This window comes from Gilliamella sp. LMG 34362 (assembly GCF_984569125.1).
Genome location: NZ_OZ474902.1, coordinates 1,452,491 through 1,473,502, shown reverse-complemented (window position 1 = coordinate 1,473,502; position 21,012 = coordinate 1,452,491). Strand labels below are relative to the sequence as shown.

18 protein-coding genes are annotated in these 21,012 nt (G+C 34.1%); 5 read left to right on the top strand and 13 right to left on the bottom strand.

All coding sequences use genetic code 11. The features are described 5' to 3' along the window. The first annotated feature begins 301 nt into the window (after positions 1–301). Positions 302–1,042 carry an Imm52 family immunity protein gene (locus AC5LWZ_RS06830; protein ID WP_198221364.1) on the top strand — a complete coding sequence of 247 codons (741 nt, stop codon included), beginning with the start codon at positions 302–304 and terminating at the stop codon, positions 1,040–1,042. A 34-nt stretch (positions 1,043–1,076) separates the two neighbouring features. Beyond that, the gene (locus AC5LWZ_RS06825; RefSeq protein ID WP_493463327.1) at positions 1,077–1,655 is read left to right on the top strand and encodes a hypothetical protein; all 579 of its coding nucleotides are present in this window, start codon (positions 1,077–1,079) and stop codon (positions 1,653–1,655) included. 96 nt (positions 1,656–1,751) lie between these two features. Here the strand turns inward: AC5LWZ_RS06825 and AC5LWZ_RS06820 are convergent, their stop codons facing one another. The 6 genes from AC5LWZ_RS06820 to AC5LWZ_RS06795 form a co-directional block, all read right to left on the bottom strand. Beyond that, on the bottom strand, positions 1,752–4,085 hold the full coding sequence (locus AC5LWZ_RS06820; RefSeq protein ID WP_110447896.1) for a TonB-dependent hemoglobin/transferrin/lactoferrin family receptor: 2,334 nt from the start codon (positions 4,083–4,085) through the stop codon (positions 1,752–1,754). Positions 4,086–4,301: 216 nt separating this feature from the next. Continuing rightward, positions 4,302–5,162 (bottom strand): class II fructose-1,6-bisphosphate aldolase, encoded by an 861-nt coding sequence (fba, locus tag AC5LWZ_RS06815; RefSeq protein WP_232350080.1) that lies wholly within the window; start codon positions 5,160–5,162, stop codon positions 4,302–4,304. A 33-nt stretch (positions 5,163–5,195) separates the two neighbouring features. Then, positions 5,196–6,155 carry a carbohydrate kinase family protein gene (locus AC5LWZ_RS06810; protein ID WP_294910016.1) on the bottom strand — a complete coding sequence of 320 codons (960 nt, stop codon included), beginning with the start codon at positions 6,153–6,155 and terminating at the stop codon, positions 5,196–5,198. Between the two features lie 116 nt (positions 6,156–6,271). Beyond that, positions 6,272–7,642 (bottom strand): PTS ascorbate transporter subunit IIC, encoded by a 1,371-nt coding sequence (ulaA, locus tag AC5LWZ_RS06805; RefSeq protein ID WP_086358910.1) that lies wholly within the window; start codon positions 7,640–7,642, stop codon positions 6,272–6,274. Positions 7,643–7,666: 24 nt separating this feature from the next. Continuing rightward, the gene (locus tag AC5LWZ_RS06800) at positions 7,667–7,948 is read right to left on the bottom strand and encodes a PTS sugar transporter subunit IIB (protein WP_086358909.1); all 282 of its coding nucleotides are present in this window, start codon (positions 7,946–7,948) and stop codon (positions 7,667–7,669) included. A gap of 512 nt (positions 7,949–8,460) precedes the next feature. Continuing rightward, the gene (locus tag AC5LWZ_RS06795; RefSeq protein ID WP_493463326.1) at positions 8,461–8,931 is read right to left on the bottom strand and encodes a nuclear transport factor 2 family protein; all 471 of its coding nucleotides are present in this window, start codon (positions 8,929–8,931) and stop codon (positions 8,461–8,463) included. 184 nt (positions 8,932–9,115) lie between these two features. Between AC5LWZ_RS06795 and AC5LWZ_RS06790 the strand changes: the two genes are divergently transcribed. Next, positions 9,116–9,481, top strand: a complete 366-nt coding sequence (locus AC5LWZ_RS06790; protein ID WP_086358907.1) for a winged helix-turn-helix transcriptional regulator — start codon at positions 9,116–9,118, stop codon at positions 9,479–9,481. A gap of 71 nt (positions 9,482–9,552) precedes the next feature. Here the strand turns inward: AC5LWZ_RS06790 and AC5LWZ_RS06785 are convergent, their stop codons facing one another. The 3 genes from AC5LWZ_RS06785 to AC5LWZ_RS06775 form a co-directional block, all read right to left on the bottom strand. Then, positions 9,553–11,082: a tannase/feruloyl esterase family alpha/beta hydrolase gene (locus AC5LWZ_RS06785; protein WP_493463325.1), complete on the bottom strand. Its 1,530-nt coding sequence runs from the start codon at positions 11,080–11,082 to the stop codon at positions 9,553–9,555. A gap of 222 nt (positions 11,083–11,304) precedes the next feature. Continuing rightward, positions 11,305–11,925, bottom strand: a complete 621-nt coding sequence (gene prfH, locus AC5LWZ_RS06780; protein ID WP_493463324.1) for a peptide chain release factor H — start codon at positions 11,923–11,925, stop codon at positions 11,305–11,307. Then, positions 11,925–13,013 carry an RNA ligase RtcB family protein gene (locus AC5LWZ_RS06775; protein ID WP_086364459.1) on the bottom strand — a complete coding sequence of 363 codons (1,089 nt, stop codon included), beginning with the start codon at positions 13,011–13,013 and terminating at the stop codon, positions 11,925–11,927. Before AC5LWZ_RS06775 ends, prfH begins: the two co-directional genes overlap by 1 nt. A 541-nt stretch (positions 13,014–13,554) precedes the next feature. Between AC5LWZ_RS06775 and AC5LWZ_RS06770 the strand changes: the two genes are divergently transcribed. Further along, complete coding sequence (locus AC5LWZ_RS06770) at positions 13,555–14,001, top strand: LexA family protein (RefSeq protein WP_198221378.1); 447 nt, start codon at positions 13,555–13,557, stop codon at positions 13,999–14,001. Then, a complete protein-coding gene (locus tag AC5LWZ_RS06765) occupies positions 13,998–15,263 on the top strand; it encodes a Y-family DNA polymerase (RefSeq protein WP_493463323.1) in 1,266 nt (421 codons plus the stop codon). The genes AC5LWZ_RS06770 and AC5LWZ_RS06765 overlap by 4 nt, the downstream gene beginning before the upstream one ends. Before the next feature lie 28 nt (positions 15,264–15,291). Here AC5LWZ_RS06765 and AC5LWZ_RS06760 read toward each other — a convergent pair whose 3' ends face one another. The 4 genes from AC5LWZ_RS06760 to AC5LWZ_RS06745 all read right to left on the bottom strand — a co-directional run bounded on the left by AC5LWZ_RS06760 (position 15,292) and on the right by AC5LWZ_RS06745 (position 20,813). After that, the gene (locus tag AC5LWZ_RS06760) at positions 15,292–15,717 is read right to left on the bottom strand and encodes a hypothetical protein (protein WP_493463322.1); all 426 of its coding nucleotides are present in this window, start codon (positions 15,715–15,717) and stop codon (positions 15,292–15,294) included. 71 nt (positions 15,718–15,788) lie between these two features. After that, positions 15,789–16,919, bottom strand: coding sequence for an ABC transporter permease (locus tag AC5LWZ_RS06755; RefSeq protein WP_110447903.1), 1,131 nt, complete (start codon positions 16,917–16,919; stop codon positions 15,789–15,791). Between the two features lie 5 nt (positions 16,920–16,924). Continuing rightward, positions 16,925–19,726 (bottom strand): ribosome-associated ATPase/putative transporter RbbA, encoded by a 2,802-nt coding sequence (gene rbbA, locus AC5LWZ_RS06750; protein ID WP_198247182.1) that lies wholly within the window; start codon positions 19,724–19,726, stop codon positions 16,925–16,927. Positions 19,727–19,739: 13 nt separating this feature from the next. Further along, the gene (locus AC5LWZ_RS06745; RefSeq protein WP_198247181.1) at positions 19,740–20,813 is read right to left on the bottom strand and encodes an HlyD family secretion protein; all 1,074 of its coding nucleotides are present in this window, start codon (positions 20,811–20,813) and stop codon (positions 19,740–19,742) included. Positions 20,814–21,012 lie beyond the last annotated feature (199 nt).

Sequence of the window (21,012 nt, the reverse complement as noted above, 5' to 3'; positions counted from 1 at the left end):
ACAAATTTTATTGTGACGAAGCTCTCAAATTTTCAAAATAAAAGCAAAAATATAAAAATATATTTTCATTTTAAAAGTTAATCGTTATTTATAGAAGATTTAAAAGTAAGCTAGCAACATCAATATTGACTACGACAAACTCAATTCGAAACAGACAAATTAACCTAGTTAGACCGATTTAATCGTCAAATCTTAGTTTATTTAAATAAAAAAATAATAAGTAAAACTACTTTCATTTTTAATGATAAATAATGTTATGATTAATTTGTAAAAATGAAAGATAAAAAATAAGGATGTTTACATGGAAATAAACAAGACGCAATTTGATATTAAAATTCATCTTCCCAGAATGCAGCAAATTGTATTTACCGATCTTAATCAACAACTACATGACATATTAAATATTTATCAATACTGTATAGATGACAATGCCCATTGGTACCCAGATCGAAGTACAGCCAAAGGTAAGCCCAAAGCTTTAATTTATAGTCCTGAAGGATTTACCGAATATGGATTAAAAAAACTATCGCGTGCTTGTAAACAAATCGACACAAGAGGCAGTGTTTTATTTTTTTTTGCCGATAGTCAAAAATTATCTAATTGTAATCTGATGTCCTATTCCGGATACAAAGCTATCGAAGGTTTTCAGGCGGGTGAATCTTCCGTTGGTTTCTATTTTAATTTACCTGAAAGTAAACAAATTATTGATAAAATGGCATCGTTTATAACTGGATTAGCGCAAAAATTTAGCCATAACTTTATTACTATGAATAGTAGAGAAATTCCTAGTTCAATTTATATCTTTCCTCCACGCATAAACTTATCTTTAATGGCTTACATACCTAGTCCACTACAACATAAGGATTATCCAGAAGTTTATCAATTAATACCAATTATAAAAGAGAATACCCATGTTGGTACTGTCATTGTTTTATTCGATCATTTTCCTAATAGACAAAATATTAATGATATTAAAACTATGTATAGTGTGGAATTGAAATTGCGAGAAGCAGATCTTTTACCAATGAAACACGATTTATAATCTATGACATTAATATAAAAATTTGAGAATTAAAATGGTTAAAATTATAAACAATAAATCTACTTTGTTAGATGCAACTAAAATTCTAGTTAATACTGCGGCAATTATTGCTGTAATAAAATATGATCCTGATCTCAACCCTTCACGCAGTGATATTGAAGCGATGAAAGCGATCGAAGACGGACAGAAAACAATTAATAGCAACTCAAGATTAACGGTAGAACAAAAAGCTAAAATAACTCAAGACTTTGCTGAAAAATTAGCCGAAGAAATACTTTTAAACAGAACAATTTATCATGTTGATGAAAATAGTTATATCAATGAATTAATTACCAATATGCAACGTGAACATATTTCATTACCTAATGAAAAATCAGCGCAATTATTTCAGCGATTATTAGCTGCTTATCATTATTTAGTCGATTTAAAATTTACTGAAATTAAAATCATTGAAACTTATTTATACGCCTATGCTTCTGATCCATCTTTTAAAGATAACCCTATTATTAAAGCGTGGATTGAAAAAACGGATCAATCAGCCCAACAACAATTTCAAGATATGATTTATGTAGCTCGTAAATTCAATTTTATTAAAAATTATCTTAACCAATAATAAAATATATAAAACAAAGCCCTTCTTTATAAGGGCTTTTATGAGTCTTGAATAAAAAACAATTAATCAATATCGCAAAAAACGATATCTTAATTATCAGAATCGATAAGAAAAACTGGCTTTAAAGTTACGTGCCATACCATAAGTATTTTCACCAAGATAGAGTCTATAATCCTTGTTAAATAAATTATCTACAGATAGTTTAACTTCTGCTTTTGGTAAAAAGGTTGGTTGCCAACTAGCAAATAAGTTATGTAATGAATACCCTGATGAAGGTCCTAATGAATAAGCACCAAGATCAGGTAAACCATCATGATTTCTATCTTCATGCCCGGTTCGATCCTGTTTTCTGACAAATTGAGCATTCCATCCGGCTCTTATATTCCATTCTGGTATTTTAAATCCGGCAGTTAACGTGGCTGTACGAGGAGCAATAGTCGCTACATAGGTTTTGTTATGCATCCAAGGTGCTTGAGGTGCGGTATCTCGTTCCCCTTTCTGTATAGAATATGTCGCACTTGAAAACCAATATTTACTATCATAATATGCTTCAAGTTCAAAGCCTTTCACAATTAATTTACCCGGAAGATTTCGATAATTAGATTGGCCTAAAGGACATGATTTATTGGGCCCACAAATCGATCCATTAAAGCCACGAGTAACAAATATTTCATTAGTGACACGTTGCCTAAATAGCGTACTACGAACCTGTATTTTATCGTTTTCCAATATTAAATTATTAAAATCTAAAATATTACCAATTCGAATTGATAAATCGCGTTCTTTATCTAAATTACGGCTCGTCGCAGTAATCTTACCACTTCCACCATTTTTAGGCGTAAATTGCACTTCATAAGTTTGATCTATGGTTGGCGCTTGCCATGCGTAACTGATGTCACCAAAAAAGCCAATATTATTGGTTGCTTGCCAATAAGTACCAAATCGTGGCGTCCAACCACTATATGTCACCGGAGAATAATCATGTCCAAAACGTGGATCAGGATCATTATAAGCAGAGGCATAATTTTTTGTGCCATGATTTCTTACATAATCATATCGTAGGCTAGGCGTTAAAACAAAATTGCTAACAGAAATTTCATCTTGTACATAAAAACTATAAGTTTGCTGTTTACCCGATGGCATATATGCTGGTTGAAAATAACCATGATGATAGTTTGGTTTTTTTTCATAATTCTTATAATACATTAATGTATCACGATCATGTAAATGAGCTTGTGTGCCAATCTTTAATGCGTTCTTCACATCACCAATATTAATTAAACTTACATTTTCCAATTCAATCGTTTTATCAGTATAACTGACCCAACTTTCATTACCCATGGTTCCTAACGAAGAAACTGGATTATATTTAGCTGGGCGCTTATCATGTTGTTTAGTTTTAGAGTATGTAGTATGTAGTGTTAAATCAATGAGCGGATTATAAGTTGGTTGGTAATTCCATTTAAATTGGGCTGAATCATCTGTTTGGTATCTTTTTACCAATTTCCTTAACCATGCAGCTTTATAACCATATTTTTTTATCTGTGCTGCTGTAGGAGGAGTCATTTTTTCGACATATTTTGCCGCCCACGGTTGCCAAGAATCACGTTTAGAGTGAATACCTGATAACGTAAAAGTGTGTTCTTCATTAGGTCTAATATTCAACTTACCCATGTAGCTATCCATATCATCCTCAGAAAAAACAAACCTTGATCCATCTGGCCGTTTAAAATTACCGCTATTTCGCTTGGTATAGTAAACTAAACCATCAAAAAAATTATTCTTAGTACGACCATAGACAGCGCCTGTTTCCATATTTTGATGATTATTGGAATGAAAACTATATTTAAGCAATCCTCCCACATATTTATCTGGGTCAAGTAAATCAATGGCATCTTTAGTTTCCATTTTAACCACACCACCAAATCCACCATTACCAAATTTGACATCATGTGGACCTTTATTAACTTCAACTTGTTTCAATAATTCTGGTTCCACAAAAACCGAACCTTGTTGATATTTTTGGAAACCTTTTTGAGCACCGTCAACAATTATTTTGACATCTTCAACTTTACCAAATCCCCAAATATTTAATGTTTGTCCTCCCGGCCTTACCGAACCAGCAGAACTTACACCAGGTAAGGTATTAAGTAATTCGGCGACATTATCTGCTTGCTTTTGTTCAATTAAACCAGAAGAAAGTGTAGAACGACCAGCAATCACACTATTGATTTTTTTTAATTCATCCTGCGATGACGAACGAGCAATAACTGTCATGACATCATCAATATCTTCATTAACTGTTTTGCTTTTATTATTTTTTTGTTGTTCTGTTATATTGTTAGACAATTTATTCTCTTCAGGCTGTGGTGCAGCTTGAAGAGAAAAACTCATAAAGAGCATTATGGTACTCACCTTCTTATAATTCATATTTCATTCCTTCATAAAATGCATTTTTAAATTAAATTAACCACACAAATAATAATGATAATGATTATCATTACCATGTGGGAGGGATGGCAAGTATATTGGGTTTAACAAAAAATAAACAGCAAAATATAAAATTTATTTAATTTCCAATATTATTTTTAATAAAAAAAGCCATCATGATAGATGGCTTTATTTTTCGTTAAATAAAAGGAATGATTAATATCGATTAACTGATCCAAATAATTTCATTCGTTCTGTTATTTTTTCTGCTACCGGACTTAATCCATGATTAATCACTTTACGAGGGTCATTAATGTCATGATCTTTTTGTTCAGCAAATAATTTTCCAACAGCAACACACCACGTATACATATTTTCAGTATTAACATTAATTTTTGCTGTCCCTAAAGAAATCGCATGTAACATATCTTCATCACAAATTCCTGTTCCACCATGAAGCACTAATGGTATTTTTATTAAATTAGAAATATGCTGCATTTCATTAAATCCTAATTTAGCTTTTCCTTTATATAGACCGTGAGTAGAGCCCAATGCTGCAGCTAAACAATCAACATTAGTTTCTTTTACCATGGTTAAACATTGATGTGGATCTGCATAGATTACTTGAGAATTAACTATTCCATCTTCACTTCCTGCAATAGTTCCTAATTCAGCTTCTACCGAAACCCCTCTTTTGTGCGCATAATCTACTATACGTTTGGTAATTTCGAGATTTTCTGCAAATGGTAAATGCGAACCATCAAACATTACTGAACTGAATCCTGCATTAATTGCGGCAAAACAAGATTCATAACTTTGGCCATGATCCAAATGTAAAGCAATCGGTACATCAATATCTAAATAATCCATTGCATTTTTGACAATAGCATGGATAGTGTTAAAGCCCAACATATGCTTAATTGTACCGCCTGATACACCAAGAATTGCTGGCGATCGATTCTCTTTTGCTGTTTTTAAAACTGTAGCTACCCATTCCAAATTATTGATATTAAATTGTCCTACAGCATAATGTTCATGATAAGCATTATTTAGCATATCTTTCATTGAAACTAACATAATCTACCTCTTAATCCTTTATTTATTAATTAGTTATTTAAAATATTTAGTCAAATTTCTTTCAAATCTACGTTGTGCTTTATTGACTTCAGATAAATTAGGCATTGCTTTACGAACACCTTTACGTTCAATCGAAATTGCTGCGGTTAAACTTGCAAATGAAATAATCTCTTCAATGTTCCAACCATAACTTACCCCATAGGAAAATGCCCCATGAAATATGTCTCCAGCACCTGTCGTATCAATTGATTGACAAAGAAAGCTTGGGCTAACTTTAACTTTTTTATCTTCCATATAAGCACATCCCTTTTCGCCTAATGTTATAAAAGCCGAACCTCTAGCTATTGATGTTAGTTTTTTCAATGCACTCTCTAATGACTTTTTATTTGTAAATTCATCTAAATGGGCATAAGCAAGTGCAAAATTTTCACTTGCAACTAGATAATCCGTATATTTGGCTAAATAGAGATTACTATCTCGTAACGATCCAGCATCCATGACAACTTTGACATTAGGTAATTGTTTAATGACATATTCACTTAATTCTGGTTCATGACCATCGATGAGAATAACTAAATCACGCTTATTTTCTTGTAAATATCGAATAAACTGATTCAATTTATTTTTTTCGGTAGTCGTTATTGATGGTGGAGTATTTAATTTTCGCGTAATAATAGTTCGCGAGCCATTTTCTTTATTGACGGTAATAGCAGCAAGTGGCGTAATCATCTCATCTGAAAAAATAATTTGGTCAGTTTTCACGCCAATTTGTTTAAATTCAGAGACAATTTTGTTACCGTATATATCATCATGCAAATGTCCTAAGTGGTAAATATCTTCTCCCCATAGCCCCAATAAATAAGCCGCATTTGCACACGGGCCACCACCGCTTTCAATAAAATCATAAGCAAATGATTTACTGTTCTCTTTTGGATAACTAGTTGTAAAATAGAACTGATCATAACAAGCTAGTCCAATTGTCAGTATTGCCATAATTAATCCTTAATTATTCATTTAACTATAAAAATTGTTTTTACTAAGATTCATTAATTGCAAATAATGAGTAACTCATGGTTGAGAATAAAATTACTCGACCATGAAGTCGCAAATTATGATTGGTCTATATTTCTTGAATCACCAACAACTTTGATAGATTTAAAGAAGAATGGCACACAAAGAACAATGATTAAAATTAAACAGATAAAATAGATAGCAGTTTGACCGAAAATATTAAATAGTTTACCAATGATGATCCCCCAAACTGCAAAATCAAAATCAGCAAAAGTTGAGTTTTGGAAACCTAAATCGCCTAATGTAGGTAATAATAATGCTGGCAAGAACGCTAATAATATTCCACCAATAAAAGATGCGATAATACAACCTCGTTTGCCACCTAATTTATCCGCAAATACACCTGAGGTACCGCCACAGAAGAAATGAGGCACCATACCTGGAATAATTAATGCCATCCCCATTCCACCTAAAATAAACATACCAATTAATCCACCGATAAATGAACAAATAAAACCAACGACAACAGCGGTAGGACTAAAGGTAAAAAATACAGCACAATCGACTGCCGGTATTGAATTAGGAATAAGTTTTTGACTTATACCTTGGAAGGCTGGAACAAGATCACCTAGAATTAATCTAACACCGTTATAAACAATAGCCACACCAACCGCAAATTGTAAACCACTCAGAATGGAAAAGATGATTGGGCTTTGTTCGGTAATAGTAGCCATATATTCACTTCCGGCAACTAAGCTACAAAAAATATATATGATTACCATTACGATACCAGTTGTTACAGTTGTATCTCGTAAAAATCCCCATTTTTCAGATATTTCGGTATCGGCAAAGGAATTATTTTTATCCCCGACTCTTTTAGCAATAAACGCAGATAAATAATAACCAATCGAACCAAAATGCCCCATGGCAATCCCGCCATCATCTGTCACTTGCTTTGTGTAATTTTGACCAATTGCAGGTGAAATCGCTGACCATGAACCTAATAAAAAACCACCAATAATAATGAGTTCCCAACCATCAAATTTAGCCGCGCGTAGAACAGCTGAAAATAAACAGGCAAGAAAGAATGAATGATGACCAGTTAAAAATATATATTTATATTTAGTAAACCGAGCAATAATTAAATTTATAATAAAGCCCAGCAACAAAATACTCATGGTTTCAACACCTAAAACTTTTTGTGCTACCGATACTATTGCTTCATTATTAGGAATAACACCACGAATACCAAATCCAGCTTCAATAATGCTACCCAATGGATTTAAGTTGCTAATAATTACACCAGCACCAGCACTTAACATTAAGTAACCTAAAATTGGTTTTAAAGTTCCTGTCAAAAGTTTATTTAATGGAGAACGCAAACAAACTAATCCTACAAAAGCAATAATTCCCATTAAAAAAGCTGGTTGACTAAAAATCTCCGTTAAAAATGAAAGTAACAATTGCATAAGAATATCTCCTTTGAAAAAACATCAAATTTCAGCTAATTGCTGTAATTTTTCACTAATGTCTTCCTCAATTTGCTTTTTATTGACATAACTACGAATAATGACAACTTTTGATTGATCAGAAAATTGTTTAGCTAAATCTTTAATGGTCACATATAGATCTGCTTTTTCACCTTCGGCATTAGCAAAATCTATTGACGCCACATCAGCCTTGATATTCAAAGTAGCACAGATATTCTTTACGTGATTAGCCGCCATTAATGAACTACCAATACCATTTCCACATACTGTCCGAATTTTTAACATTGCTAATCTCCTTTTTTCGATTTTTGCCTAACATTGAGTTTTTACTAAAAAAGTAAAATATAAATTTCTTACAAATTTCTTATTTATTAAGCTATTTGCTGATTTTTATATTAAATAATGAAAACTTACCGATTCGTGATACATATCACACTGTTTGATACGGCGAGTGATTCAAGTCACAAAATAATCATAAAAACGAAGCTAAAATAAGTTGCTGAAAGGACAATATAAAAAATTAACATCATGATTATTTTAAATAAATTAAAAATTCATTTAAACTAATAGAAAAGTGATAAATTGAATTATTCAATGTTAAAACGCTTATTTTTGTGATCCAGTTCAAAAAAGACACCATCAAAAGCACAAAAAAACAGCGATTTTTATATAAAATACAAATAGCTGGATCGTAAATAGAAATGACAAATAAATTTTTACTTAATATTTGAAGTTAAAAAAATTAAAAAGAACGAAAAAAGCGCCATTAAGGCGCTTATAAGTTATCGAATCAATCATTAAAACATCGTATTATTATTTTCTGCCTGCTCTGGTACATTTTGGATCACATCCCAATGTTCCACTATTTTTCCATCTTTAACTCGGAATATATCAACTACCGCTTTACCAAGATCATCATTATTGATTTTAGAATGGACATGTAACCATACAATATCGCCTTCTACTGATGAACGAATTATAGTATTACTTGATTGTGGATTTTGTTTAAAGAAGCCTTCGAAATACGTAATCGCAGGAGCCCTACCATTAGCGACATAGGGATTATGTTGTTTATAATCTTCAGCCAACGTTTTAGTTGCCTCAGCCACTTGATGCTTATTAAAGAAGTTATTATAAAAATTGATAACCAGTGTACGATTTTCTTCCTCTTGAACGAGATTTCTTTGCTTTAGATCTTTTGCAACGGCAATACCAGTAAAACTCAACAAACAAATACCAATAACAAAGCTTTTTTTAATTATATTCATACCAACTCCAATTTCTATTTTAATTTAGATAAACTCTATCTATAATGTGTTATTAGTCTATAATGTAGACTGCTTGAATGGTAACAATAAAAACCAAATAAAACAATAAGTAACATAAACATGACCAGGTCAGCTCAATGTGACTTAATCTGTTTAGGGAAACTAGATAACGAAAATTATGACAATGACTAAAACGACAAGAAGTGAACTATTTGAATTTGACCATCCATGTCCTATTCGTGATGTTCTCGATAGAATTGGCGATCAATGGAGTCTGTTAATTCTAAAATCATTAGAACATAATGCTATGCGATTCAATTCTTTACATAGAGAAATTGGCGATATATCACGACAAATGCTGTCACGAACATTAAAAAGACTAGAAAAAGATGGTTATATCACTCGAACCGTTTATGCACAAGTCCCAGCTCGTGTAGAGTACGCTCTAGCTGAACTTGGTATATCATTTCTTAAACCAATGAATACATTAATACAGTGGGCCGATGAAAATCATCAAGCGATTTGTCGAGCGAGAAAACGACAAAATTAGTAATTATTTGAATAGTTATTTTTGAAAGGATAAAAAAGCTAACCAAATATATTGGTTAGCTAATGATTTAATTACTGACAAACAAAGTTTTCAGGATTATTAGTATCCCCTTTACCTTGATAAATCGTTTTTTGTGGATATTGGCATAAAGGACGTTGTAGAGTGACCTGACCATTTTCAATTTTTTGGGCAATTAATCTGTTTGGCGCTTGTTTTTTCTCAACCCAATTAACGAGCGACTCAAAACCATTAATTTTATCTGGGCCATCGCCTCCATTACAATGGTCAACACCAGGAGCGAGGTAGAATTTTGCAAAATCATCTACTGAATCTTTACCGCCCATAATCTTCAATACATTATTATAATATTGAATTGTTCCTTTTGGTGCGATCAGGCGATCATTCAAGCCATGCCAAATAATCATTTTACCACCCAATTTTTTAAATTGACTCAAATCGGCATTATCAGTTCCCATTATTGGACGGAATAACTCTACTGATTCATTAAAATAGTTATCAAAACCGCTGTAACCTAAGGTTTTCCAGTCAAAATTAGGATCTTGTTTAATCCAATACTTTAAATAATCCTCTGGAATAGGAAAAGGTCCTTTATTACTAGCTAAAACATCAAGTGGTGCAGTCGGTTCAATGCTAAACCATAAAGATTTGCCATTTTGATCTGTTGGTCCTTGCCAAATTTTTCTTAATGTGCGAACTTCGTCCTTATCAAGTCCTGCTTTATATAGCAATTCATCACTGATATCTACTGCTGCTGGATCACTAACTAGACCATCTTTAATACCATCTTTTTCATCAGTCAGTTCAATAATCGCTTTTCTAACTTTTTCCAGTTTATCACTATCGATCGGTTTACCTAGCTCTTGTTGCATAACAATTTGAGGCCATATTTCTGCTGGTATAAATTTATCCCAATGGATCGCTGGTGCTGCAATATACAAACCATCATAATCCGCCGGATACCTTTGTGCTTCCATTAGCCCTTGTCTTCCACCCGTTGAACAACCATTCCAATATGCATAATTAGCAGCTTGACCATAATATGACACTATGATTTGTTTGGTTTTTACTGTCATCTCGTGTACACTGCGATAAGCAAAATCAGTTACCGAATCGGCCTGTAATTTGCCATCTTTAAAGACAAATTTGCCTTCAACTAAATTACCGGTATGTCCAGTATCTGTAGCAGCTGCAACATAACCATTTTTAGCAGCTACGGCTAATTTATCAAATGGTATAAATCCTGCATATCCACCGCCACCTATTGCTTGTAATCGTTGATTCCAATTAGTCGGCAACCAAACTTCGACATTAATAGCCGGTTCTATGGATAATTCGACGCGACAAATCTGCGGTAAATCAACAATTTCTTTAGCTTTAGCGCCTCTTAAAGTATCAGCTAATTTAGAACTTGGTGAAAAACGATCGGCAATTAATTCGCTACTTACTACTTTAGCATTCTCTAATTTCAAATTTGCCAATGCGTGACAACGCTCTTCGACATTAGCTTTCGTGGAAGTCGCATAAGCAGAAGATGCTAAACAACTTAACACCGATAAAAACAATAAACTGTATTTCATCATATCCTCATTCCTATCCTCAAAAAATATAATTTATAAAACTAGTTATCATTAATATTAGTCATTAGCCGTATAAATAACAACATTAATCATGATTATTTCTATCAGTGAATATCTCTTATCGATAGTAATTTAATACCTAAGATTATTTATAGAGATTAACTTAAATTAAAACAATAATTAAACAAAATTATCCGCCGTTATAGAACCGACGGATTTATTTTTTCAGTCTTTTCTCTGCTGAAACTTTTCACCGTAAAAGACCAATTGGCTGTTGCCTCTCAATATAGAATAGTGAAATTGTTGACGGATATTTTTTTGCTGCTGGGTTTGTTCAGCTGCATATTCAACTAATTTATGTGCCAATAACAATTTAGCTAACCGTTTATTTGCATGTTGACTACGTTCGGTTTGTACTTTAACACTAATTCCTGTTGCTAAATGTGTTGCTCGTACCGCTGATTCAGTTTTATTCACATGTTGACCACCTGCTCCAGATGATTTCATAGTGGTAAATTCAATGGTATTGTCATTTAACTCCATCGGGTTTGCTAAACAAGTTACGCCCAAAAACCAATTTTTTCGCTTATGGTTTGGGCGATAAGGACTTTGACAGATCCATTGTATTGTCCCTAACCAACGTTGAATTAATTGTTCACATTCAACACCTTCGATCGATAGTAATACTGATCGAAAAGTATTGGGTTTATCACCCAATACGCTTTCGATAATTTCAGTGGTTAGTGACTGTTGCTCAGCCTCTTTTAAAAATTGCGTTACTGCTTTAGCAACTGCTAAAGTACACTCATCGGGTCCTCTAGCAGAAGAGAAAAACAACAAAGCCATCAGTGACCTCCCTGTGTTTTATAGTTCAATATTGGTGTCAATTGTGCAATGACAGTAACAATATTAGCTTGCTGCATTGATTCAATTACACTATCAATTGATTTATAAGCTTGCGGCGCTTCTTCAAAAATAAGGCTACTATCTTCACAAATAACACGACTACCTAGTTTAGTCCGTTTGAGTTCTTGCATTGAATAGCGATTATCCAACTTACCTTTACAGTCAGCTCGACGCCATTTACGCCCAGCACCATGTGCTAATGACATAAGTAGATCATCTCGTTGAATCGGTTTGACAAGATAGCTGTAATCACCTCGTGAACCAGGCACAATCACCAGTTCATCCATTGCCGACGATGCACCTTTTCGATGTAACCAATAGCTCTGTTTATCTATGGTGACTTTTTGTAAAAAATTGTGACAAACATTAAGTACTTCATGGCCTTGAGTATTCAAATTGGTCATTAATCTTTCCGCCACAACTTGACGATTTAATCTTGCAAAAGCAACTGCATTATCATGTTTTTCAAGATAACTTAATGCATCATCACTATCATCTGCTAAGCCTTGATAACCAAAGCGTGATAATTGATTTTGCAAAATAGCATGTCCTAAACCTCTTGAGCCACTATGCACTAATAAAAAAAGTTTTTTGGCATTAAGTTGGTATTGATTAAATAATGTTGCATCAAAAATCTTACTGACTTTTTGAATTTCAGCAAAATGATTACCGCCACCAATAGTACCTAAATTATATTTGTGACGAGTATCAGGCAAATCAATATTCCCTATTTGCTTTTCTAACTTATCAATACTCAATTTGGCAAGGTTAATGTCAGTTTGCCAAAATCCCATGCCACAGCCGATATCACTACCAATTAATGCCGGATAAATTATTTCACGACTTAAATATGCTGCGCCTATTGGATAGCCTTTGCCGGGATGAAGATCGGGCATCCCCATTACTTTAACCATATTAGGTAAATTAGCTGTTGTCAGTAATTGTTGTATTGCTAAACCTTCGATCCAGGTATTTTTAGATGCTATTAACCACGTTTTATCTGATAGCACCTGTATAGAATTGTCCATATATCAATCCATTTAAATAAATATTATTGTTATTTTTTTCAATACTGTTTAAAGACAAATTTTTAAATGAACCCATCAAATAAAACGCATACGCAACTTAACATTAATTGTTAAGAAATGTTTAATTTTATCCAGTGACAATACGATCACTCTCAATACGATTTATCAATAATTGGTTTTACTTGAACGATATCAAGTTATCTTTAAACAATGGGTATAAATTAATTGGCAGGCAAAGATCAGCTAAGTGAATTGAAGTAAGAATAGAAAAAGTTACTTAATTATTGGCGGATCAACCTGCAAAGGTTTGTTAAACAAATCATAATAAAAATCTCCTTTGCTATTTATAATGGCGCGTATGCTAATTAAATTTTAGTCAGTTGTAAAGTAACAAATTATCTTTTTTTAATCATCTATTTTTATTTTTTTACACTCGTTTTTATTGAATTAAGTATTTTATACTGTATATTTATACATATAATTATTTTTAATACGAATCATCTGGCACTATTCGTTTTTATTAATTTTTCGGAGTCTTTTCTTGAATAAATATTGTGTTGTCCTTGGGCAAGCTAATAGTTCGCTCACTGCTTATTTACCTTTAGTTGATACACCAGTAAGAGCTGGATTTCCATCTCCTGCTGATGATTATTTAGAAACAAAACTAGATCTAACAAGTCATTTAGTGAAGCATCCTAGTGCAACTTACTATATTAAAGCAATTGGTGACTCAATGATTGATTATGGCATTTATAGTGGTGATCTCCTTGTTGTCGACCGATCTTTACAACCAAAAGTAGATGATATTGTTGTTGCTGCTGTGGATGGTGAATTAACCTGTAAATGTTTAAGTTTTATCAATGGCGAACATCATTTATTGTCTGGCAATAAACTTTACCCTCCAATTTCATTAGTTGGCAAAGACGTACATATTTGGGGAGTGGTAATACATACCATTCATTCCCTACGTAAACGGGGACACTCATGATTGGCTTAATTGATTGTAATAATTTTTACGCATCTTGTGAACGGGTATTTAATCCCAAATTAGAAGGAAAACCAATTGGTATTCTTTCAAATAATGATGGTTGTGTAATAGCTCGCTCTAATGAACTCAAACCGTTAGTCGCGATGGGCATGCCGGCCTATCAAATCCCCTCCCATATTCAAAAAAAAATTACCTTATTAAGCTCTAATTATGAACTTTATGGTGATATGAGTCAGCGAGTATTTGATACCGTTCGCCATTATACTGCGGATATCGAGCTCTATTCGATCGATGAGGCTTTCATTCATCTAAACGGGTTTAGTCATGTTTTAAGTCATTGTCAAAATTTAAAAGCAATAGTAAAACGAGATACGGGTATCCCTGTCAGTATCGGGATTGCTACAACTCGCACGCTAGCAAAATTAGCTAATCATATCGCCAAAAAACACCCTATCCATCAAGGTGTTTATTGTTTTCCGACGGATCAGGAAGAAAAAATAACTATCTTAAAGCAATTCTCAGTTGCAGATATATGGGGGGTTGGTTGGCGAATTACGCAAAGATTAAAAGAACTAGGTATTCATACCGCTTGGGATTTACATCAAGCAAATTTAAAACAAATTAGACAGTCATTTTCTGTTGTCCTTGAGCGTACCATACTTGAGTTACGTGGTATGAATTGTATTGAATTAGATGATCTGCATACAGCTAAAAAAAATATTATGACATCACGTAGTTTTGGTCATTTAACCAATGACCTATTTGATATACAAGAAGCAATTCGTGTGCATGCAAGCCGTGGCGCAGAAAAATTGAGAAAGCAAAAATCAGTTGCTAATGCCGTACTGGTATTTTTAAAAACTAATCGATTTCGACCTGAATTAGTAGAATATAATCCGTCAATTGTGGTGCCATTGCTATCGGCGAGCGATGATTCAAGATTAATTATTCATGCGGCTCAAAAAGGGTTACAATCCATTTATAAACCAGGTTTTTTATTTATGAAATCAGGTGTGATGTTACTTGATCTAAAAACTAAAGATAATTATTGCCAATCGGATTTATTTACAGCTGAAACATCAGCAACTGAAAAACACAAAAGTGAACAATTAATGAAAACCATGGATTACATTAATCAGAAAATGGGAAAAAACACTATTCATTTAGGCGGTATCAGACAAACTGCAGCATGGCAAATCAAGCGAGAGCGACTTAGCCAACGGTATACGACTCGTTGGGACGAGTTACCTTTTGTAAAATAGATAACGGATTAACCGCTAAGATAATAATTTAATCAATTGATTGAATTGAATTACCTTGTTCATTGCGAACATGCACATCAATATCCCATTTTTTTCTATATCTATCATCCTTCGATTTTTCACAAGAAATAGAAATAACATATCGAAAAGGAATTTTACCGCCATGAACTTCTGCTTTCTTCCAACCAGCTTTCAATGGTACAAGACAACGAGGTAAATAATCTTTTCCATTTACTTCGACAATATGTAAATTAGTATGATGCGCTTTATTATAAGCGGTAATAAATTCAGTTGCCTTGTTATTGATATCTAAAAATTCAGTTCTTGAATCATAGACGGGAATAGCTTCAGTTGTATTACTATCAACATTATCTGAAGACTCGGCCATTGCAAAAGGAACAGTAATAACAGTTAAAATTGCAATAATATATTTTTGTAAATGAATCTTTTTCATAAAAAAACTTCAATAATTTAAATTGTTAAGTAAAAAATAAAGTTAATTTTTGCACATTATTATTAATAAAATTAAGAGCCCATATTAACAATTGAACTACGAAAACGTTTAAGCGCAATAAGGAAAAACACACTACCGATTCCTAATAGCCACGCATACGAGGTCCAAACCACACTTAAACCAGCCCCTCGATATAAAATTGCCTGCCCTAATTCGACAAAATGGGTTGTTGGTGCAAATAACATAATATTTTGCACCACTTCCGGCATACTTTCTCTTGGCGTGCTACCACCTGAAAGCATCTGTAACGGTAGAAGAATCAAAATAAATAGCATCGCAAATTGTGCGGTTGATTTAGCCACCGTCGCCATAAAGATACCGAGTGACGTTGTCACGAATAAATGCAAAGCAGCACCAATCAAAAATAAAGTAATCGAGCCCTCAATTGGCACATTTAACCAACCATGAACAACGACTAACAGTGCCCCCCACGTTGAAACAAGCACCACCAGCCCCATAGACCAAACTTTAGAAATCATGATTTGAAATGGTGTCACAGGCATTGACAGCAAGTGATCGATAGTACCATGCTCACGCTCTTTCATTAATGCCGCACCGGTTAAAATAATCGACAATGTGGTAACAATATTGATAATCTCCATGACGGAGCCAAACCAGGAACGAGTTAAATTAGGATTAAATGCCGCATGAACCTCAATATTAACCGGCAAACTGGTTGGTTTATCAATTTGATTAAAGTATTTAGTTATTTCGCTGGTAACAATTTGCGTAATATAACCATTACCTACAAAAGCCTGTCCCATTCGGGTTGCATCAATATTCAGCTGAATTTCTGGATTTTGGTTATTTAACACATCGCGTTGAAAATTAGGTGGTATATTTAATGCAAAAGTATAACTATCGGTATCCATTCCACGATCAACTTCATCCATTGAATTTAATTTAACTGGCTTATTAAACATTGGTGGATAAAGCGCTGCGATAATTTGCCTTGATAAAGGCGAATCGTCTTCATCAACCACCGCAATTGAAGCATGATGAAGTGAATCTGAAGTTGCGGTGGCTGCGGTATAAATATCCAGCGTAAAGCAGTAGGCGATTAACAATAACATGATTGGATCACGAATCAATCCCCATAACTCTTTAATACCTAAGCGATAAATATTAATAAAACTTTGCATAATATCTATCCTTCTTGTTTCTTGAGGAGGAATATACTTGCACCAAGTATAATCGGAATAGTGATAAGTAAAGTAAATATCGAGTTATGTAAATCAAAAAATCCTAATGCCTTATTGAAAACACCCCGAGCAATAATAAGCATATGGGTAGTTGGATAGACTTCACCAATATATCTCCCACTCCCTTCTAATGATGCTACTGGATTGAGTAACCCCGAAAATTGTATCGCCGGTAACATAGTACCAACACATGTCAAAAATATAACCGCAATTTGACTACGTGTTACGGTTGAGGCAAGTAAGCCAAAGCCTGTCGCAATAATACAATAAGCCAATCCAGCTAAACATAAAGTTAGCAAACTTCCTTTTATCGGTACACCAAATATCGTAACCGCCATAAGTAGCAGTAATAAGAAGCTAAGCATCGAAATAACAATATAAGGAACTTGTTTACCTAATAAAAACTCAGTTCGAGTAACAGGCGTTACATATAAGTTAATTATTGATCCCATCTCTTTTTCACGCACTACGGATAATGCCGCTAACATTGACGGAATCATTAAGAGTAAAATAGGAATGACCGCAGGCACCATCGCTTGCAAACTTTTAATATCTGGATTATAACGATAACGGGTCTCAATATTTGCCAATGAGCTAGATGCGGTACCGGTGGTGGTTTTTATTTTGTCACTTAACCACGCAAGGTGCATACCTTGTACATATCCTTTAATCGTGTCGGCACGTAATGGCATAGCCCCATCAATCCAGATACCGATATTAACTGGATCACCGCGTTGAATATCATGGCCAAAATTAGGTGGCATTTCAATAGCCAACGCTATCTCATTACTTCTCATCCTATGATCCATATCATCATAATCAGTAATTGGCGGTTTCTCGATAAAATAACGCTTAGAGCCAGATAAATTAGTAATATAGTTTTGACTGGTAATCGTTTGATCACGATCTAATACTGCAAAATTTAAGTCCTCAACATCCATCGTGATACCATAACCCATTACCAACATTAATATCGCTGAACCTAACAGTGCCAATAAAGCGCGCAATGGATCTCGAGATAACTCAAGTGTTTCACGCCATAGACAACCAATCAAACGAGTTAGACTAAATCCTTGTAGATGATGCGCATTGATTTTAACTTGCTCATTATCATTAGCTACAGCTTTAGGCATTTCACTAACTTTTTCATCATTACTCGTATCATCAGCACCTGCATCAACTAAATATCGAATAAAGGCCTCTTCAAGGGTTTTCGCATCTTTAGAATGAATGATATTATCTGGCGTATCACTGGCTAAAACTTTACCAGCATGCATTAACGAAATCCTATCACAACGTGCCGCTTCATTCATAAAATGAGTAGTGATAAATACGGTAACTTTATCTTTTCGGGAAAGCTCAATAATTAAACGCCAAAAGTCATCACGAGCAATCGGATCGACACCAGAAGTAGGTTCATCCAGAATAAGTATTTCAGGGTTGTGAACCACAGCGACCGATAAAGAAAGTCTTTGCTTAACGCCTAACGGTAGACTATCTGGCAAACTTTTTAATTCATTTTCCAGACCAAAACGCTTAACTAACTCCTCGACTCTTGCTGGTATTTTACTTTCTTCAATACCAAACAGACGAGCATGTAACACGAGGTTTTGTTCAACCGTCAATTCACTATAAAGTGAGAATGCCTGCGACATATAACCTAAATGGCGTCTTACATTAATATCACTGGCATCAACCGGTTTACCAAATAACCACGCTTCACCTGACGAAATTGGTAATAGACCAGTTAACATCTTCATGGTGGTTGATTTACCGCAACCATTTGAGCCTAAAAAGCCAAAAATCTCACCTTGTTTTATGGAAAAATTAACATGATCAACCGCAATAAAATCGCCAAATTGCTTAGTTAATCCTTTTGCTTCGATTGCTACTTTTAAATCTTGATTTAGATCTAATGGTGGGATTTCAACGGCTTGATAACCTTCTCTAGCATCTTCAGGCATTAATTGAATAAAAGCATCATCTAAATTATCTTTTGCTGTTTTGGCTAACAACGCTTGTGGTGTACCTGTTTCGAGGATCTTACCACCATACATTGCCACTAACCAATCAAAGTTTTGTGCCTCATCCATATACGCGGTAGCAACAATGACACTCATTTGTGGTCGTTGCTCACGGATTTTATTAATGAGTTGCCAAAATTGTGCACGAGAAAGCGGATCAACGCCGGTTGTTGGTTCATCAAGAATCAGTAAATCGGGGTCATGAATTAAAGCCGAACATAAACTTACCTTTTGTTTCATCCCACCAGAAAGACGACCTGCAGGCCGAGATAAAAAAGGATATAAACCGGTACTTTTGGTTAACTCATCGATACGTCGCCGTCTTTCGGCTGCATCATTACCAAATAAACGGGCAAAAAATTGTAAATTTTCTTCGACTGACAGTGTTGGATAAAGATTTTTACCTAATCCTTGTGGCATATAAGCAATACGGGTACATACGTTTTGACGATGGGTTTTATCTTTCATATCCCCATCTAATACGTAAACTAATCCCTCTTGGATGACATGCGCGCCAGCTATCAAAGACAATAGACTCGATTTACCCACCCCATCGGGACCAATCAATCCCACCATGCATCTTGGTGGGATGGCAATACTGACATCATTGAGTGCACAAGTTTTTTTATAATGTAATGTTACATTGCTGACATTAACAACTGCATCTTCAATGGTTTTACCTTCTGCAAGTAACGTCAAATCCTTTTTATCCGATTCTGACATATGCTATCTCCAATTATTTTGTTTGGCATTTTGCAACATCAGATAAACCAGCAGGCCATTCCGTATTAGGATCAAGTCTAACCCATGCAACGCCTGGAAGACCGGTTTTAACATGAGTGATATAACACCTTAACAATTCTGGGCTTAATTGTGCTTTAACTCTAAACATCAATTTTTGACGTTCATCTTTGGTTTCAACAGTTTTAGGCGTGAATTGTGCAACACTAGATACAAATGAAATTTTGGCTGAAATAGCTTTACCAGGTAAAGCATCCAACACTAATCTTACTTCATCACCAATTCCTACTTTTCCAGCAATCATTTCAGGTAAAAAGAAAGTCAAATAAACATCTGACAGATTGACTAGATTTAATACTTTTCCGCCTGAAGGTAAAACTTCACCAGGTTGGGCTATACGATATTGAATACGTCCATCAACAGGAGCAGTTAAGGTACTATCATTAATATCAGCTTGAATTTTATTGATATTCGCTAACGCTACATTTATCGCTGATTTAGCACTTTCTACACCTGCTTGAGCAGCTTCAATTGCGGCATCGGCAGCGGTAACTTGTGATTTAGCTGAATCTAATGCCGCTTTGGCACTATTTACCTTAGCTGTATCATCATCAAATTGTTGTACTGAAATCGCTCCTTTTTGATAAAGCGCTGTCGTACGTTGTAAATGTTTTTTAGCTATATCTAAGTCACTTTCTCTTTGCGTAACACCCGCTAAAGCTGCAACTTTATCACTCATTTTTAAAGCTACTTGTGCTTTTGATGTCGCTTCATTACTCATAGCTTGTCGATGTTGAGCTTGAGCTTCATTTAATTGCGCTTGTAACGTATCAGTTTGCATAATAACTAGCGGTTGACCTGCAGCGACAAAATCACCTTCTTCAACATTAATCTTTTCAATTCTACCGGCTAGCTTAGTAGAGATGTTGATTTCAGTAGCTTCAATACGTCCGTTGCCACTAGTAAAATCGGCACCATAGCCATCAGGTTTAAATTGCTGCCACAAAATAAAACCAATAACAACAACCACAACTGCAATAACAATCCATTTTTTGTTTATTTGTTTCATGAATAACACCTTATTCTAAAGTGACAAATCTATAATAAACCTTAACGAAAAATTTAATCGTTAGAAGCGATTTATTTTCAATATGATCATCATAGCAAATGTATTTTATAAATAATATCAACTCTCAAAACAAACGCAGTAAAAGCTAAAAAAGGTCATTTATAATTTTAAATATAGATCACAATAAACGTAGATGATG

Coding starts and splice junctions, on each gene's coding strand:
- AC5LWZ_RS06830 (WP_198221364.1), top strand. CDS start 302: ATGGAAATAAACAAGACGCAATTTGATATTAAAATTCATCTTCCCAGA.
- AC5LWZ_RS06825 (WP_493463327.1), top strand. CDS start 1,077: ATGGTTAAAATTATAAACAATAAATCTACTTTGTTAGATGCAACTAAA.
- AC5LWZ_RS06820 (WP_110447896.1), bottom strand. CDS start 4,085: ATGAATTATAAGAAGGTGAGTACCATAATGCTCTTTATGAGTTTTTCT.
- fba (WP_232350080.1), bottom strand. CDS start 5,162: ATGTTAGTTTCAATGAAAGATATGCTAAATAATGCTTATCATGAACAT.
- AC5LWZ_RS06810 (WP_294910016.1), bottom strand. CDS start 6,155: ATGGCAATACTGACAATTGGACTAGCTTGTTATGATCAGTTCTATTTT.
- ulaA (WP_086358910.1), bottom strand. CDS start 7,642: ATGCAATTGTTACTTTCATTTTTAACGGAGATTTTTAGTCAACCAGCT.
- AC5LWZ_RS06800 (WP_086358909.1), bottom strand. CDS start 7,948: ATGTTAAAAATTCGGACAGTATGTGGAAATGGTATTGGTAGTTCATTA.
- AC5LWZ_RS06795 (WP_493463326.1), bottom strand. CDS start 8,931: ATGAATATAATTAAAAAAAGCTTTGTTATTGGTATTTGTTTGTTGAGT.
- AC5LWZ_RS06790 (WP_086358907.1), top strand. CDS start 9,116: ATGACTAAAACGACAAGAAGTGAACTATTTGAATTTGACCATCCATGT.
- AC5LWZ_RS06785 (WP_493463325.1), bottom strand. CDS start 11,082: ATGATGAAATACAGTTTATTGTTTTTATCGGTGTTAAGTTGTTTAGCA.
- prfH (WP_493463324.1), bottom strand. CDS start 11,925: ATGGCTTTGTTGTTTTTCTCTTCTGCTAGAGGACCCGATGAGTGTACT.
- AC5LWZ_RS06775 (WP_086364459.1), bottom strand. CDS start 13,013: ATGGACAATTCTATACAGGTGCTATCAGATAAAACGTGGTTAATAGCA.
- AC5LWZ_RS06765 (WP_493463323.1), top strand. CDS start 13,998: ATGATTGGCTTAATTGATTGTAATAATTTTTACGCATCTTGTGAACGG.
- AC5LWZ_RS06760 (WP_493463322.1), bottom strand. CDS start 15,717: ATGAAAAAGATTCATTTACAAAAATATATTATTGCAATTTTAACTGTT.
- AC5LWZ_RS06755 (WP_110447903.1), bottom strand. CDS start 16,919: ATGCAAAGTTTTATTAATATTTATCGCTTAGGTATTAAAGAGTTATGG.
- rbbA (WP_198247182.1), bottom strand. CDS start 19,726: ATGTCAGAATCGGATAAAAAGGATTTGACGTTACTTGCAGAAGGTAAA.
- AC5LWZ_RS06745 (WP_198247181.1), bottom strand. CDS start 20,813: ATGAAACAAATAAACAAAAAATGGATTGTTATTGCAGTTGTGGTTGTT.